Genomic DNA, 15,267 nt, shown 5'->3' with positions numbered 1-15,267 from the left:
GCGCCGGATACCGCGCCCGCCCCCGGCGGCACAAGCCCCGGGCGCTCAGGCGCATTGGGAATGGCGCGCGCTACTGACGACTTGCTGAACGGGTGCTGACGGAATCGATCCGGGTCCAGCGCGCCGCCGCGCCGACCAGCCCCGGTATCCGCCCGCCGTTGAGCAGCAACGCATGAGTGGGTGGCTGTTCGGCCAGCGTCCGCAGCAATCGGGCAAGCGCGATCGGTCGGTGCAGCCGTCGGCGCAGCGCATGCTGGAACCCGTGCGCGCCGTCCGGTCCGCAACGCTGCCAATGCGCCGCAGCGCGAATGGCGCTGGCGATGGCGATGCCCATGCCTTCCCCGGCTAGCGACGGGATTACCCCGGCCTGGTCACCCAGTCGATAGACGCCGGGCATGGTGCCGCGTGCCCGCCAGCCGTAAGGGACGTTGGCAATGGCATCGATCGCGGGCGTGCCGCCCAGATGCGCGAGTCGCTCCCCAGCGCCGGCAGTTCGTCCGCCAGAACCCGCAACAGTCCGGGCAGGTCGCCCGCGCCGCGCAGCCGCGACCGGCGCACCGCCATGCACAGGTTCGCGCTGCCATCCTCCTGTAGCACCAGCCCGGCATAGCCCCCGGCAAAGGCGTGCAGCTCGATCGCGTCGCCGACCAGCCGGGTCAGCGCCGGATGCTGCGCGAGCCGGACCCGCACCCCCATCACCGGATCGTCACCGACCACCGCATCGCGCATCGTCCCACGCAGATCGTGCTTGCCGGTCGCGAGGAACAGCGTCTCGCCCGTCACCGCTGCGCCATCGCCGGTATGCAGTGTCGTGCCCTCGGCCGAGCGGATCGTGACGCCGCGTTCGACGCCCGCACCGGCATCCCGTGCCGCCGCCAGCAGCAGCGCGTCGAGGCGCAGGCGCGACAGGCCGATGGCGGGGGCGGGCAGGGGCGATTCGGCGCGGCCCCTACCGGCGAACAGCACCACGCGGCGCACCGCATGCCCGCCCAGCATCGCCGGATCGATCCCGACGCTCGCCAGCGATTCGAGCGTCCGCCACGACAGGAACCCGCCGCACAGCGCATCCTGCGGCTCGCGCGACCGTTCCAGCACCAGCGGCGTCGTACCGCCCTTCGCGAGCAGCAGCGCGGCGATCGACCCGGCCGGGCCGCCGCCGGCGATCAGCGCCGGCGTTCGACGCATAGCCGGAACGGAAAGCGCCGCCGGACCACCGCACCCTCGACCCCTGCCTCGGCAAGGATCGGGAGCCATTCGGCGGGGCGATAGGATCGCGCGATCGACAGCGTGCCATCGGCGCGGACGATCGGGTGCCAACGCATCAGCGTCGCCAGCATTGGATAGCCGCGATGGGCGAAGCGATGGCGGTGCAGGTCGTTGACGAACCAGCCGCGCGCCGCCTCGCCCTCCATGAACGCCAGGAACGCGACCAGCTGCGCATGGGTCATGTGATGCGCGACGAGGCTGGACACGATCACGTCCCAGCCTTCGCCCGCCAGATCGGCATAGTCGCCGGTGCGATAGGCGATCGGCAGGGCAGGGGGCGTATCGGCACGGGCGATCGCTTCGCTGCGGGGGTTCAGGTCGATACCGACCAGTTCCGCCGCCACGCCGCGTTTCGCCGCCCAGCGGGCGATGCGACGCAGCATGTCGCCATCGCCATAACCGACATCGAGCAGCTTCAGCCGCTCGCCCGGCCGCACGACGCTGTCGAGGAACGCCAGCGTCGGCCGCGCCGCCATGGTGACCGTGTTGACCCGCGCCAGATCGCGCAGCACCGCCGCATAGGAGTCGGCGCTGAGGGCAGGATCGTCCATCGCCTCTTCGGCGTGCGCGCGCGGAAAGCTCATGCCGCGCTCCGAAAGCCGAAGCCTTCGGCGGCAAGGCCGGGACCGAAGGCCAGCGCGATGCCGTTCGCCACCGGCGTTCCGTCCAGCATCGCCGCCAGCACGAACATCAACGTCGCCGACGACATATTGCCATGGGCAGCCAGAACGCCACGCGACGCCGCCAGGGCTTGCGGAGACAGCGATAGGCTGCGCTCCACCGCGTCGAGGATCGACCGCCCGCCGGCATGGACCGCCCAGCCATCGACCTGCGACAGCGCCCGGCCCCCGGTTGCGGCGGCGGCGAAGTCGGGGTCGGTCAGCGCCTGCGCGATCCGGCCCGGCACCTCGCCTGACAAATGCATCGCAAAGCCGGCATCGGTGATGTCCCAGCGGATCAGCGCCGCCGAATCGGGCAGGGTCGCGGCAAAGGGGGTCTCGATCGCAAAGCCGCCCTCGTCCGCCGTCACCAGCGCGGCGGCGGCGCCGTCGCCGAATTGCAGCATCGCCAGCAGCGGCTCCAGCGTGGTCGCCGGTTGCAGGTGCAGCGTCGACAATTCGACCGTGACGACCAGCACGCGCGCTTCCGGTTGCGACCGGACGATGTGGCGGGCGCTGCGCAGCGCGGCGACGGCGGCATAGCAGCCCATGAACCCGACCAGCAGCCGTTCGACCCGCGGCGACAGGCCGATGCGCGCGGCGATGATCTGATCGATGCCGGGCGCGACGAAGCCGGTGCAGCTCGCCACGACCAGATGGGTGATCCCGTCCAGTGCCACGCGATCGCCCAGCCCCTCGATCGCGGCGATCGCCAGCGTGGGCGCGGCATCGGCATAGATCGTCATCCGCGCGGCGGTGCCGGGCATGGCGTCGGCATAGAAGCCGCCGGGCGCCACCGGCGACCCGCCATCGACCCCGATCGGCAGCACCGACCAGCGATGGCCGATCCCGGCGCGCTCGACCATGCGGTCGAACAGTTTCGCCTCGCGATCGGGCAGGCGACGTCGCGCCCAGCCGATAAAGGCGTCGTGGATATCGTGCGAGGGGGTTGCCGTCGCGACGGCGTTGAGCCAGGCGGCGGGCGCAGGGGCGGGGGTCATCCTGCGCTCAACGCGCGGGGAGCCGATCTGCTACCCGATCAATCCTTCCACGCCCACCACAATTGGGCGGGGGGCATGTTCCACCATTCCATGTCGTGATCGATGCGCGCGAACTGCCGGTCGAGAAAGTCGCGCACGCGCGGGTTGAATTGATAGACGAGGAACGCGCCGCCCGGCCGCAATACCGCCTGCGTCGCCGCGGCGATCGTGTCGCCGACACCCGGCGGCAGCGTGGAAAAGGGCAGGCCCGACAGGACGTAATCGGCATGGGGATGGCCATGCTCCGCCACGATCCGCTCCACATCCGCCGCCGAGCCGTGCACGGCGGAAAAGCGCGAATCGAGGATCGTCGCGTTCAGATAATCGATAAAATCGGGGTTGGTATCGATCACGATGAGCTGTGCATCGGGGGCGAGCCGTTCGAGGATCGGGCGGCAAAAGGTGCCGACGCCCGGTCCATATTCCACCACGACCTTGGCACTGGCCCAGTCGATCGGGGCCAGCATCTTGCGGATCAGCTTGTTCGACGACGGGATGACCGACCCGACCATCACCGGATGCTTCACAAATCCGCGCAGGAAGATGCCGGCTGGCGATGGGACACCGCGCGGCTTCCGTCGGGTCGCGGCGTTTGAACTCGTCGTCATGCAAATCCTCGAACGGATGGCGCATAGGGCCATGGTCACGGCGTCGTCGCAAAAGCGCAACGAACTTGCAAGCGGATCGGTTTCGTCGTGCGACGAATGTCCGACGCAGGACGACAGGGACCGGTCGTGCCGGTCCCCGCTTTCCCTCATCCCTTGGGCCCGCGCCCCTCGACCATGCCGGGCGCGATGAAGCCGATCGGCTGGATCGCCACCGCATCCTGTTTCAGCCGGGCGGACATGGCGCGATATTCCTCCTCCATCGCCACCGTCACCGACGCGCGCGAGTCCGCCAGCGCTGCCTCGAAATGCGCCATCGTCACTTCGCGCGTGTCGAGCGAGGCACGCAGCGCGACGAGGCCGGCGCGTCGCACCACGTCCTCCAGATCGGCACCGGTAAAGCGTTCGGTCCGCGCGGCGATGGCGTCGAGGTCGACATCGGCCGCCAGCGGCATCTTCTGCGTCTGGATGCCGAGGATACGGGCGCGTCCCGCCCGGTCGGGCACGCCGACATAGATCAGCTCGTCGAACCGGCCGGGGCGCAACAGCGCGGGATCGACCATGTTCGGCCGGTTGGTCGCGCCGATCACCACCACCGATTGCAACTCCTCCAGTCCGTCCATCTCCGCCAGGATCGTGTTCACCACCCGTTCGGTCACCTGCGGCTCGCCGAGACCACCGCCGCGCGCGGGCACCAGCGAATCGAGTTCGTCGATGAAGATGACCGTCGGGGCCACCTGCCGCGCGCGGGCGAACAGGCGGGCGATCTGCTGCTCGCTCTCGCCATACCATTTGGACAGCAGGTCGCTCGACTTGGTGGCGATGAAGTTCGCCTCCGCCTCGCGTGCGACCGCCTTCGCCAGCAGCGTCTTGCCGGTGCCCGGCGGGCCGTAGAGCAGGAACCCCTTGGCCGGGCGGATGCCGAGGCGGCGGAACGAGTCGGGCGATTTGAGCGGCAGTTCGACGCCTTCCTTCAGCCGCATCTGCGCATCGTCCAGCCCGCCGACATCGTCCCAGCGGACGGTCGGCGCCTGCACCATCACCTCGCGCATGGCGCTGGGCTGCACACGCTTCAACGCCTCGACGAAATCGTCACGGGTGACCGACAGGCTGTCGAGCACGTCCTGCGGGATGGTGCCGGCCGACAGGTCGATGCGCGGCATGATCCGCCGCACCGAATCGATCGCCGCCTCGCGGGTCAGCGCCGCCAGATCGGCGCCGACAAAGCCGTAGGTGGTGCGTGACAGCTCGCCCAGATCGACATTGTCGTCGAGCGGCATGCCGCGGGTATGGATGCCGAGGATCTCGCGCCGTCCGCGCTCGTCGGGAACGCCGACGACGATCTCGCGGTCGAACCGGCCCGGACGGCGCAGCGCCTCGTCGATCGCTTCGGGCCGGTTGGTCGCAGCGATGACGACGATGTTGGCGCGCGATTCGAGCCCGTCCATCAGCGTCAGCAGCTGGGCGACCAGCCGCTTTTCGGCCTCGCCCGATACCTGGCCGCGCTTGGGGGCGATCGAATCGATCTCGTCGATGAACACGATCGAGGGCGATGCCTTGGTCGCCTCCTCGAACACCTCGCGCAGCCGCTTTTCCGATTCGCCATAGGCCGATCCCATGATCTCGGGACCGTTGATCAGGAAGAATTCGGCGTCCGATTCGTTGGCGACCGCGCGGGCGAGGCGGGTCTTGCCGGTGCCGGGCGGGCCGTGCAGCAACACGCCCTTGGGCGGATCGACGCCAAGGCGCTGGAACAGTTCGGGATAGCGCAAGGGGAGTTCGACCATCTCGCGCAGCTGGTCGATCGTCTGGCCCATGCCGCCGATATCGTCATAGGTGACGTCGGCACGCCGCGTCTCGCGCGGTTCCTCATATTCCGACCGCAGCTCGATCTCGGTCGATTCGTCGATATGGACGACGCCCTTGGGCGTGGCCGAGACGACGGCCAAGCGGATTTCCTGCAGCGAAAACGCTGGGGCATTCACATAACGGCGGACATTGGGCGACAGATTGTCGACCCGCTGGTGGCCGGTGGTGGCGACGATATCGCCTTGGCACAAAGGCCGCCCGAAAAAGGTGCGCTTGAGCGCGTTGGCCGACCCTTGCAGCCGCAGATTCTGTTGGGCGGGCGCGAAGACCACCCGGCTGGCCGGGCGCGACTCGGCCTTGCGCACCTCGACCTGATCGCCCGAGCCCACGCCGGCATTGGCGCGCTGCAACCCGTCGATGCGGACGATATCGAGGCCTTCGTCCTCGGGATAGGGGGCGATGGCGCGTGCGGGGGTCGTCTTTTTGCCGACGATCTCGACGACGTCGCCTTCGTTGACACCGAGCAGCGCCATGACCGAGCGGGGGAGATGGGCGATGCCGCGCCCGCTATCCTCGGGCCGGGCATTCGCCACCTGTAGCCGCCGTCCGCCTGTTTCGCTGTCCGCCATCAACTTTCCGTCCTGCATGAAGGCACAAGGAACGGCGGATATGGGCGGTGGGTTGCCGGCAACAAGGCGAAAAAAAAGGCCGATCGAAACGACCGGCCGGAAAGTTTTTAGGAGAGGATGCCTGAAAGGCACGCCCTATGTGCGGTGCGGCGTCTTTTTGTGCAAGTGCGAACAAATCAATTCGCATTGCATAAAATGCAACACCATCCCTCCGTATCGTTGTAAGTGACACGCTTGCGGTGCAGCGTGTACCGCACCGCAACCAATTTTCAGGGTATCGGATGCGTCGCCTTCCTCCTCTCACCGCGATCGAAGCGTTCGTGCATGTCGCGCGCCTCGGCTCGGTCAAGCTTGCCGCCGACGAACTGGCGCTGTCCTCGCCCGCGCTCAGCCGCCGGGTGCAGGCGCTCGAACGCTTCATCGGCAAGCCGCTGTTCGAACGCCGGCACCAGGCGCTGCGGCTGAACGACGATGGCGAGCGGCTGCTGGCGCTGCTCTCGGGCGCGCTCGACACGCTGTCGGACGCGGTGGAGCAGATGTCGGGCGCGGTGGAGGTGCTGCGCCTGCGGCTGGGCGTCCTGCCGCTGTTCGCGATCCAGCGGCTGATGCCGCGCATGGGCGATCTGCACGACCAGCATCCCGAACTGCATCTCGATTTCGACACCGCGCATCACGGGCTTGGCCGGCTGGGCGAGGGGATCGACGTCGCGATCGTGCTCGATCATGCGATCGACCCGGCATTCTATGCGCGGCGACTCGACCGCAACCGGATCTACGCGATCGCCGGGCGGGCGTTGATCGATCGCACGCCGATCACCGATCCGTCACAACTGGCGCAGCACACCGCGCTGATCCACCGCGACATGCCCGACACCTTCGCCAACTGGATGCACGCGGCCGGCGTGCCGGACGTGGAGCCGGTGGCGATCGACCGGTTCGATTCGGGCACGTTGATGCTGGAGGCCGCCGCACAGGGGCTGGGCGTCGCCTTCATGCTGGAATCGCATTTCGAAACCGCGCGCGACGACCGGCTGGTGCCACTGTTCGATATGGCGGTCGATTCGACCTACAGCCATTGGTTCGTGTGCCGCCCGCGCATGTTACAGCAACGGCCGGTGAAGCTGTTCCACGACTGGCTGGTCAAGGCGCTGGACGCGCCGGCGGAGTAGGGGGGGGGAACACCCGTCATTCCGGCGAAGGCCGGAATCCATTGTGTCGGATGTTGTCGATGGTTCGCAACCGTCCCCCCATCCATGGATCCCGGCCTGCGCCGGGATGACGGATGGGGGGGGCGGCGGAAGGCGTCTACGCTTCCGAGCGCGCGGTCACGATCTTGCCCGGGTTGCGCGGCGGCTCGCCCTTGGGCAGCGCATCGACGGCGTCCATGCCGCTCTCGACCACGCCCCACACCGTGTACTGGCGGTCGAGGAAGGTCGCATCGTCGAGGCAGATGAAGAACTGGCTGTTGGCCGAGTTCGGGTCCATCGTCCGCGCCATCGAACATACGCCGCGGACATGCGGTTCGGCGTTGAATTCCTGCTTGAGGTTCGGTTCCTTCGACCCGCCGGTGCCGTCACCGCGACCACCGTCGCCGCCCTGCGCCATGAAGCCGTCGATCACCCGGTGGAACGGCACGCCGTCATAAAAGCCCGAATCGGCCAGCTTGACGATTTGCGCGACATGGTTGGGCGCGAGGTCGGGGCGCAGCTTGATGCGGACTTCGCCGGTATCGAGCGTCATCACGAGCGTGCTGGGGGTATCGGCCATTGAAAGCTCCTTGAAAGTCGGGGTCTAGCTAGGGGTTCGAACGGCTAAGGACAACCGCACAGGCGTTGGCACGGCGGTGCAGCATGGCTACAGCGGGAACCGACTGCGCCAGAAGGAGGGTTGCGACCATGACCGAACTCGACCTTCCCGATACGACCAGCGAACTGGACGAGGACGACCGGCTGAAGCCCGAATTCGTCCGTGCCGTGTGCGAGGCGGTCGACCGCGGCGATGACGAGGCCGCGCGCGAGCTGGTCGAACCGCTACACCCCGCCGACCTCGCCGACCTGTTCGAACTGGTGCCCGGCGAACAGCGCGCCGCGCTGGCCGCCGCCATCGCCGAACGGCTGAACGGCGATGTGCTGGCGGAGATGAACGACTGGGTCCGCGACGCGGTGATCGAGGCACTGACCGCGACCCAGGTCGCCGATCTCGCCGCCCAGCTCGACACCGACGACGCCGTCGCGATCATCGAGGACCTCGACGATGCCGAACAGCGCGCGGTGCTGCGCGCGCTCGACCCTGACGACCGTGCCGCGATCGAGGAGGCGCTGTCCTACCCCGAGGAATCCGCCGGCCGCCTGATGCAGCGCGAGCTGGTCGCGGTGCCCGAACACTGGACCGTCGGCGACGCGCTCGACTATCTGCGTGCCGACGATGTGCTGACGACCGATTTCTGGGAAATCTTCGTGGTCGATCCGGCGCACAAGCCGGTCGGTACCTGCCAGCTGTCGTGGATTCTCCGCACCCCGCGCTCGGTCGCGATCGGCGACGTCATGGCGCGCGAACAGACGCTGATCCCGGTCGACATGGACCAGGAAGAGGTCGCGCTGCGCTTTCAGAAATATGCGCTGATCTCCGCCGCCGTGGTCGATGGCGGCGGGCGGCTGGTCGGGATGATCACCGTCGACGACGTGGTCCACATCATCCAGGCCGAAGCGGGCGAGGACGCGCTGCTGCTGTCGGGGGCCGGCGAAGGCGACATCAACGAACCGATCCGCGATTCGTACAAGGCGCGCGTGCGCTGGCTCATCACCAACCTCATCACCGCGCTGTTGCCGGCGACGATCATCGGCGCGTTCGGCGCGACGATCGATAAGATGGTGACGCTGGCCGCGCTGATGCCGATCGTCGCCGGCCTCGGCGGGAATGCCGGTACGCAGACCATGGCGGTCACCGTCCGCGCGCTTGCCACCAACCAGCTGACCCAGTCGAACACGGTGCGCGCGATCCGGCGCGAGATGATCATCGCGCTGATGAACGGTGCGACCGTCGCCGCGCTGATCGGTACCGGCGTGACCCTGTGGTTCGGCAATCCGCAGCTGGGGGCGGTGATCGGCAGCGCGATGCTGCTGAACGTCGTTATCGCCGGGTTCGCGGGCGTGTTCGTGCCGCTGACGCTCGACCGGTTCAACGCCGACCCGGCGGTCGCGTCGTCGATCTTCGTCACCATGACCACCGATTCGATGGGGTTCCTGGTTTTCCTGGGGCTTGCGACCGTCAGCGGACTGACTGGTTGAGGCGGACGCCGGCACTTCCCATCTGGGGCGCGTGCCGCTCCATCTGACCAAAGTCGCCTTCGCTATCGAATCGGTCGAACAACTCGCCGACCGGCTGGCGACGCGCCATGCCGAGGGCGGGTTCCTGACCACCCGCTACCTGCCCAAACGCGCCGCCGAGATCGAAGGCGGATCGCTGTTCTGGATCCTGAAGCACCGCCTCGTCGCGCGCTCGCCGATCCTTGGCTTCGGTGAGGCGGAGGGCGGGCGGGTCGCGATCCATCTCGGACCCAAGCTGGTGCTGGTGGAGGCCCGGCCGAAGCGCGCGCATCAGGGCTGGCGCTATCTCGAGGAGGCCGACGCGCCCGCCGATCTGGGCGGGGAGGGCAGCGGCGCGGACGAACTGCCGCCGCGGCTGATCGGCGAGCTGATGGCGTTGGGATTGTTGTAGAAAAGTGGTTCGCGCGGAGGCGCGGAGGCGCGGAGGAGGTTGCGGCTTTCCTGCCGTTCCGCGTCAGCGGAACCCTTCATCCCCGTGGCAGCTATTCAGAAAACAGATCGCTGCGCGATCGGGTTGCAGCAAACGCAACCTCCTCCGCGTCTCCGCGCCTCCGCGCGAACCCCTATTCTTCTACCCGACCAGCCCCGGATAGGCCGCCTTCGCTGCGGCCACCTTCGGCCGGTCCCATCGCATGATGTACGGATGCGACGGGTTCCGCCGGGCGAAATCCTGATGATAGGCCTCGGCGGGATAGAAGGCGCCGGTTTCGACCTTCGTCGCGATCGGCTTCGGAAACGCCTTCGCCCGCGTCAGCTGCGCGATGTAGCGCCGCGCGGTCAGCGCCTGCGACGGGTTTTGCGGGAAGATGGCGGAGCGATAGCTCGGCCCCGAATCGGGGTACTGCCCGTTCACCTGCGTCGGATCGTGCGCGACCGAGAAATAGAGCCGCAGCAGCGTGCCATAGCTGACGACGCGCGGGTCGTAGGTGATGCGAATCGCCTCGGCATGGCCGGTACGCTCGGTCGATACCTGGTCGTAGGTGGCGGTCTGGCGCGTGCCGCCGGCATAGCCGCTGACGACCGATTTGACGCCCTTCACCCGTTCGAACACCGCCTCCATCCCCCAGAAGCAGCCGCCGGCGAGTACCGCGGTGGCAAGGCCCGGGGTCGGCGGCACGTCGCTGACGACGGTGGGGATCGGAACCGCGCGTTCGGCAGTCGCCGGCGGGATAGACAGGGCGCCCACGCCGATGGCGGCGATGGCGACGGGCAGCAGAAACTTCATGGCAAAGGTTCCTCGGGCGGACCGGGAACCAAGATGGGGTGCGCAACCGCGCACCGCCAGATCAACCGATGCGTTCGACCACCGCCGGTGCGGCACGGACCGACTTCGCGTCGCTGCGATCGGCCACCTGCACCGCGACCAGCGCGACGGCACCCAGCGCGAAGCCGCTGATGAAATGGCGAAGGAATCCGGTGCGCTTGGCGGTCATCTGTCTCATCCTCTTGCCCGGCCGCTCCCCCGTATGGTTCGCGGCGTCCGGCGGAGCCGCCTCAGCGGTGCCGCCCAATGTTCGATGCAAGATATAGGTTTGCGGGGCTGAACCGACGCTGGCGCGTCCGTTCATGTTGCGCACAGCCTCAACCATGTTGCGACTGCGAAATCAAGGGCGGCGAGGGTGCGGGATCGGCAACGCTGCGTTGCGCAATCGACGCGCGGGCACGGCTGCGATGCTTGTCGACATACATCAGGCGGTCGGCCTGGGTAATCAGGTGGTCGAGCGTCTCGAACGATCCCGCCGCCCATCCGATGCTGACGCCGGTGGCATGGCCGGGGCCGAGCAGCGCGGACATGCCCTGGTCGAACCGGGCGACGATTCCGGCGGCGATCGCTTCGGCATCGGCGGCGTCGATGCCTGGCAGGACGCAGACGAACTCGTCGCCGCCCCAGCGGAACACGCGCCCGGTCATCGCGATCGACGCCACCGCCGCCCGGGTCGCGATGCGCAGCGCCGCGTCGCCGGTGGCATGGCCATGGCGGTCGTTCAGCGCCTTGAACCGGTTGAGGTCGAGCATCAGCACCGCACCGTCGCCGCGCCAGCCGATGCGTGCCCGGTCGAACGCGGTGCGGTTGCCGGCACCGGTCAGCCCGTCACGCTCGGCCAGCGTCGCCAGCCGCTGTTCGCACCGCTCCGCATCCATCGTCATCAGCGAAAAGCCGCGGAACATGATGAACGCGACCGCGCCGGCCGCCAGCCATGCCGCGGGTCCGCCATGCATGCCGGTGGGTTCGGGGCCGAGCTGGCCGGTAACGGCGAACCATGCCCGCCCGAGGAACATCGGCACCGTCATCGTGAACATCACCGCCACGATCCATCCGGTACGCAACGCCTCCTGCCGGGCGATGCGGACGGCGACGACGACCGTCGCCACGTCGAACAGCGAGCGGACGACATTCAGATAGGCGATGCGATATCCGGCATCGACGGGACCGGACCATAGCAGCATCGGCAGGGCGACGATGCTGGCGATCGCGATCCATGGCCACAGACGCTCGGAAGGGTCGGCGAAGCGGCGCATGCCGATATAGATCAGGCCATAGCTGGTCGCGGCGATCGCGTTGCCGATATTGATCAATCCGGGAAGGTGCAGCGGACGCAGCAGCGGCGCGACCGCGCTCGCCCCCAGCAGGACATGCCCGACACCCCACCACTTGGCCCAAGAATCGAACCGCCCGCCGGCCGCTGCCGTCAGATGCACGATCCCGGCCACGACCGAACACAGCGCGACCATGATGTACAGGGTGGAAATATCGAGCAGCATGCAGTCCCTATCACAACTGTCGTGGTGATAGGGACGATGCCCTAACAGTCCGTTTCTACGGCGTAATTACTTGAGCGCGGCGCACGCCGACCGGATGCGGGCGCACGCTTCGGCCAGCAGTTCGTCCGACGTGGCATAGCTGATCCGCATCGCGGGCGACAGGCCGAACGCCGCGCCCTGCACCGCCGCGACCCTGGCGTCCTCCAGCAGATAGCCGACGAAATCCTCGTCGGTGTCGATCCGCTTGCCCGCCGGAGTCGTCTTGCCGATCAGCCCGGAGATGTCGGGATAGACATAGAAGGCGCCTTCGGGCGTCGGGCAGGTGATGCCGGGAATCGCATTCAGCTCGGCGACGACCAGGTCGCGCCGCCGCTGGAACGCGGCGTTGCGTTCGGCCAGGAACGACTGGTCGCCATTCAGCGCGGCGACGGCGGCGGCCTGCGCGATCGAACAGGGATTGCTGGTCGATTGCGACTGCAGCTTGGCCATCGCCTTGATCAGCCATGCCGCGCCCGCAGCATAGCCGATGCGCCAGCCGGTCATGGCATAGGCCTTCGAACAGCCGTTCACCGTCAGCGTGCGGTCGTACAGCGCCGGGTTGACCTCGGCGATCGTCGCGAATTCGAAGCCGGGATAGACGATATGCTCGTACATATCGTCGGCGAAGATCCACACATGCGGATGCCGCTCCAGCACCTTGCCCAGTTCGCGCAGCTCGTCGCGGGTATAGCCCGCGCCGGTCGGGTTGGATGGCGAATTGAGGATGACCCACTTCGTCTTCTCGGTGATCGCGGCATCGAGCTGTTCGGGGGTGATCTTGTAATTCTGGTCGGCGCCGGCCGCGATGAACACCGGCGTCCCGCCCGCGAACTGCACGACGTCGGGGTAGCTGACCCAATAGGGCGCGGGCACGATCACCTCGTCCCCCGCATCGACCGTCGCGACCAGCGCGTTGAACAGCGTGTGCTTGCCGCCGACATTCACGCTGATCTGGTTCGCGGCATAGGTCAGGCCGTTGTCGCGCTTGAACTTCGCGATGATCGCGTCCTTCAGCTCGACGGTGCCGTCGACATTGGTATATTTGGTCTTGCCGGCGCGGATCGCCTCGATCGCGGCGTCCTTCACGAAATCGGGCGTGTCGAAATCGGGTTCGCCCGCGCCCAGGCCAATGACGTCGACGCCCTGCCGCTTCAGTTCGAGCACCTTCGACGTGATGGCGAGGGTCGGCGACGGGTTGATGCGGTCGAGCGCGGCGGAGGGCTTCATGGGACGTCCGATGCTGAGAAGGAACAGGTGGACGCGCCCTTACGCCCCAATGTTCGCATCTGCAACCAAGCGCGCACGAATCAATCCGCGAACCGCGTTGCCGATGTAAAATCCTTGCGCAAGATCGGCGAGGGTCAGCGGCATCTCGACCGCCTCGCCCCGTGCGATCAGCTCCGCGCGCAGCACGCCGGGCAGCAGCCCCCGGTCGAGCGGCGGGGTCAGCAACTGTGCCCCACCACCGACGAAGATCGAGGTGAAGCTGCCCTCGGTCAGCTCGCCATCCTCGCCGACGAAGATCGTCTCGAAACAGCCGGGCGGCGGCGCGGGCCAGAAGCGGCGGTCGCTGGTCTTGTGCGCGAGGCGCAGGTCGCGGCGGTCTAGCGGCAGGCGTGCCACCGCGACATCGACCGGCCCGGCCAGCGCGGGCGGCAACGGCGTCACGTCGACCGCGATCGCCCCGCTGCGCGACAGCAGCAGCCGCACCCGCGACGCTTCGCGCAAGCGGAAGGTCGCCGCCTGCAATTCGTTGCGCGTCGCATGGCGATCGAACGCGAACCCCAGCGCCCGCGCGCTCTCGGTCATCCGCGCCAGATGCCGCTCGAGCAGCGGCATGCCGCCATGCGGGTCGAACGCCATCGTCTCGATCAGGTCGATCGGCGTCGGCGTGACGTCGAGGAAGCGCGCCTTGGCGAGGCATTCATGCCATTCGGCCTCGGCGACCGAATCGGCGACGACGCCCGATCCCAGTCCCAGCGTCGCGTTCGCGCTGCCGGCGGGCAGGCGCAGCGTGCGGATCGCGACGTTGAACGATGCGTCGCCATCGCCGTCGATCCAGCCGATCGCCCCGGTGTAGATGCCGCGTGCACGCTGTTCGACCGCATCGATCGCCTGCATCGCGCGACGCTTGGGCGCGCCGGTGATCGATCCGCACGGGAACAACGCCGCCAGCGCATCGACCGCGTGCCTACCCGGCGCCAGATCGGCGGTCACCGACGAGATCAGCTGGTGGATGCTCGGATAGGTTTCGACGACGAACTGCTCGGGCACGCGCACGCTGCCGGCCACGCCGACACGCGACAGGTCGTTGCGCATCAGGTCGACGATCATCAGGTTTTCGGCGCGCTGCTTGGGGTCGCTTGCCAATGCCTGCGCCGCGGCGCGGTCGCGCACCGGATCGGGATCGCGCGTCGCGGTGCCCTTCATCGGCCGCGCGGTGATCCGCCCCCGTTCGACCGAAAAGAACAGCTCGGGCGAAAAGGACAGCAGCCAGTCGCTGCCGGTCCATACCACCGCGCCATGCCCGGCGGCGGCGCGCGGTCGAATCGCGGCATAGAGCGCCATCGGATCGCCGACCACCGGGACCTGCGCCCCGAAGGTCAGGTTCGCCTGATAGATATCGCCCGCCGCGATCAGGTCGAGAATGTCGGCACAGCGCCTGGCATAGGCATCGGCGGCGATGCCCGGCGCGACCGATCCGATCCACGCCCCGGCCGGATCGGGCAGGGCGGTGGCGACGTCGATCGTCTCCGTCGTGTCGAACACGCCGAACCACAGCAGCGGGCCGTCGCCGGCCCGCACCGGCGCACCCGGCACCAGCGCGGCGCCGGCCTCGTAGGTCATATAGCCCGCGACGCTCTCGCCCGCCGCCGTCGTCGCCTGCACCTGCGCCAGCGCATCGGCGACCTCCTCCACCCGATCGGCGCGGATGATCCGGCCGGGTGCACGGTACAGCCGTGCGGTTCCGCCCGGCCGGGCATCGTCGAACAGCACGAAAGGCCAGGTGGTGTCGAACATTCCCCCACGCTTGCCGGTTGCGCGCGCGCGGGGCAAGCATTGTGACGGTGCTTTGTGTACGCGGGATTAAAGCTGCTCCACTTTCGTGGACGCGGTACCGGCCCGCTCCC

Annotated in this window: 15 protein-coding genes; 3 read left to right on the top strand and 12 right to left on the bottom strand. The window is 68.1% G+C overall.

Features of this window, described 5'->3' with window-relative positions; translation table 11 throughout:
* Window positions 1-70: 70 nt before the first annotated feature.
* The 6 genes from PPZ50_RS02390 to PPZ50_RS02365 form a co-directional block, all read right to left on the bottom strand.
* Window positions 71-334 carry a hypothetical protein gene (locus tag PPZ50_RS02390; RefSeq protein WP_272815700.1) on the bottom strand — a complete coding sequence of 88 codons (264 nt, stop codon included), beginning with the start codon at window positions 332-334 and terminating at the stop codon, window positions 71-73.
* Window positions 335-357: 23 nt separating this feature from the next.
* On the bottom strand, window positions 358-1,185 hold the full coding sequence (locus PPZ50_RS02385) for an NAD(P)/FAD-dependent oxidoreductase (RefSeq protein WP_272815699.1): 828 nt from the start codon (window positions 1,183-1,185) through the stop codon (window positions 358-360).
* A complete protein-coding gene (locus tag PPZ50_RS02380) occupies window positions 1,164-1,850 on the bottom strand; it encodes a methyltransferase domain-containing protein (protein WP_066692518.1) in 687 nt (228 codons plus the stop codon). The genes PPZ50_RS02385 and PPZ50_RS02380 overlap by 22 nt, the downstream gene beginning before the upstream one ends.
* Entirely contained in the window at window positions 1,847-2,926 is a 1,080-nt protein-coding gene (locus PPZ50_RS02375) for a type III polyketide synthase (RefSeq protein WP_066692516.1), read from the bottom strand. The genes PPZ50_RS02380 and PPZ50_RS02375 overlap by 4 nt, the downstream gene beginning before the upstream one ends.
* A 38-nt stretch (window positions 2,927-2,964) precedes the next feature.
* Window positions 2,965-3,573, bottom strand: coding sequence for a class I SAM-dependent methyltransferase (locus PPZ50_RS02370; RefSeq protein ID WP_066692512.1), 609 nt, complete (start codon window positions 3,571-3,573; stop codon window positions 2,965-2,967).
* 146 nt (window positions 3,574-3,719) lie between these two features.
* Complete coding sequence (locus tag PPZ50_RS02365; protein ID WP_066692820.1) at window positions 3,720-6,008, bottom strand: CDC48 family AAA ATPase; 2,289 nt, start codon at window positions 6,006-6,008, stop codon at window positions 3,720-3,722.
* Window positions 6,009-6,289: 281 nt separating this feature from the next.
* On the opposite strand from PPZ50_RS02365, the gene PPZ50_RS02360 reads away from it, so the two are divergent.
* Window positions 6,290-7,177 carry a LysR substrate-binding domain-containing protein gene (locus PPZ50_RS02360; protein ID WP_066692508.1) on the top strand — a complete coding sequence of 296 codons (888 nt, stop codon included), beginning with the start codon at window positions 6,290-6,292 and terminating at the stop codon, window positions 7,175-7,177.
* A gap of 136 nt (window positions 7,178-7,313) precedes the next feature.
* Here PPZ50_RS02360 and PPZ50_RS02355 read toward each other — a convergent pair whose 3' ends face one another.
* Complete coding sequence (locus PPZ50_RS02355; RefSeq protein WP_066692505.1) at window positions 7,314-7,775, bottom strand: peptidylprolyl isomerase; 462 nt, start codon at window positions 7,773-7,775, stop codon at window positions 7,314-7,316.
* Window positions 7,776-7,903: 128 nt separating this feature from the next.
* On the opposite strand from PPZ50_RS02355, the gene mgtE reads away from it, so the two are divergent.
* Window positions 7,904-9,295: a magnesium transporter gene (gene mgtE / locus PPZ50_RS02350; RefSeq protein ID WP_066692495.1), complete on the top strand. Its 1,392-nt coding sequence runs from the start codon at window positions 7,904-7,906 to the stop codon at window positions 9,293-9,295.
* A gap of 31 nt (window positions 9,296-9,326) precedes the next feature.
* The gene (locus PPZ50_RS02345) at window positions 9,327-9,725 is read left to right on the top strand and encodes a DUF1489 family protein (RefSeq protein WP_066692492.1); all 399 of its coding nucleotides are present in this window, start codon (window positions 9,327-9,329) and stop codon (window positions 9,723-9,725) included.
* Window positions 9,726-9,905: 180 nt separating this feature from the next.
* On the opposite strand, the gene msrA is transcribed toward PPZ50_RS02345, so the two are convergent.
* The 5 genes from msrA to pabB all read right to left on the bottom strand — a co-directional run bounded on the left by msrA (window position 9,906) and on the right by pabB (window position 15,157).
* Complete coding sequence (msrA, locus tag PPZ50_RS02340; RefSeq protein WP_066692489.1) at window positions 9,906-10,559, bottom strand: peptide-methionine (S)-S-oxide reductase MsrA; 654 nt, start codon at window positions 10,557-10,559, stop codon at window positions 9,906-9,908.
* Between the two features lie 61 nt (window positions 10,560-10,620).
* Window positions 10,621-10,767 (bottom strand): hypothetical protein, encoded by a 147-nt coding sequence (locus PPZ50_RS02335; protein ID WP_157092776.1) that lies wholly within the window; start codon window positions 10,765-10,767, stop codon window positions 10,621-10,623.
* A 148-nt stretch (window positions 10,768-10,915) separates the two neighbouring features.
* Window positions 10,916-12,097 carry a GGDEF domain-containing protein gene (locus tag PPZ50_RS02330; protein ID WP_066692479.1) on the bottom strand — a complete coding sequence of 394 codons (1,182 nt, stop codon included), beginning with the start codon at window positions 12,095-12,097 and terminating at the stop codon, window positions 10,916-10,918.
* Window positions 12,098-12,163: 66 nt separating this feature from the next.
* Window positions 12,164-13,363 carry a pyridoxal phosphate-dependent aminotransferase gene (locus PPZ50_RS02325; RefSeq protein WP_066692477.1) on the bottom strand — a complete coding sequence of 400 codons (1,200 nt, stop codon included), beginning with the start codon at window positions 13,361-13,363 and terminating at the stop codon, window positions 12,164-12,166.
* A 39-nt stretch (window positions 13,364-13,402) separates the two neighbouring features.
* Window positions 13,403-15,157: an aminodeoxychorismate synthase component I gene (gene pabB / locus PPZ50_RS02320; RefSeq protein ID WP_198158591.1), complete on the bottom strand. Its 1,755-nt coding sequence runs from the start codon at window positions 15,155-15,157 to the stop codon at window positions 13,403-13,405.
* Window positions 15,158-15,267: the final 110 nt, after the last annotated feature.

Origin of the sequence: Sphingomonas hankookensis (assembly GCF_028551275.1) — a bacterium.
Taxonomy (GTDB): domain Bacteria; phylum Pseudomonadota; class Alphaproteobacteria; order Sphingomonadales; family Sphingomonadaceae; genus Sphingomonas; species Sphingomonas hankookensis_A.
This window is presented reverse-complemented; position numbering and strand designations above follow the sequence as displayed.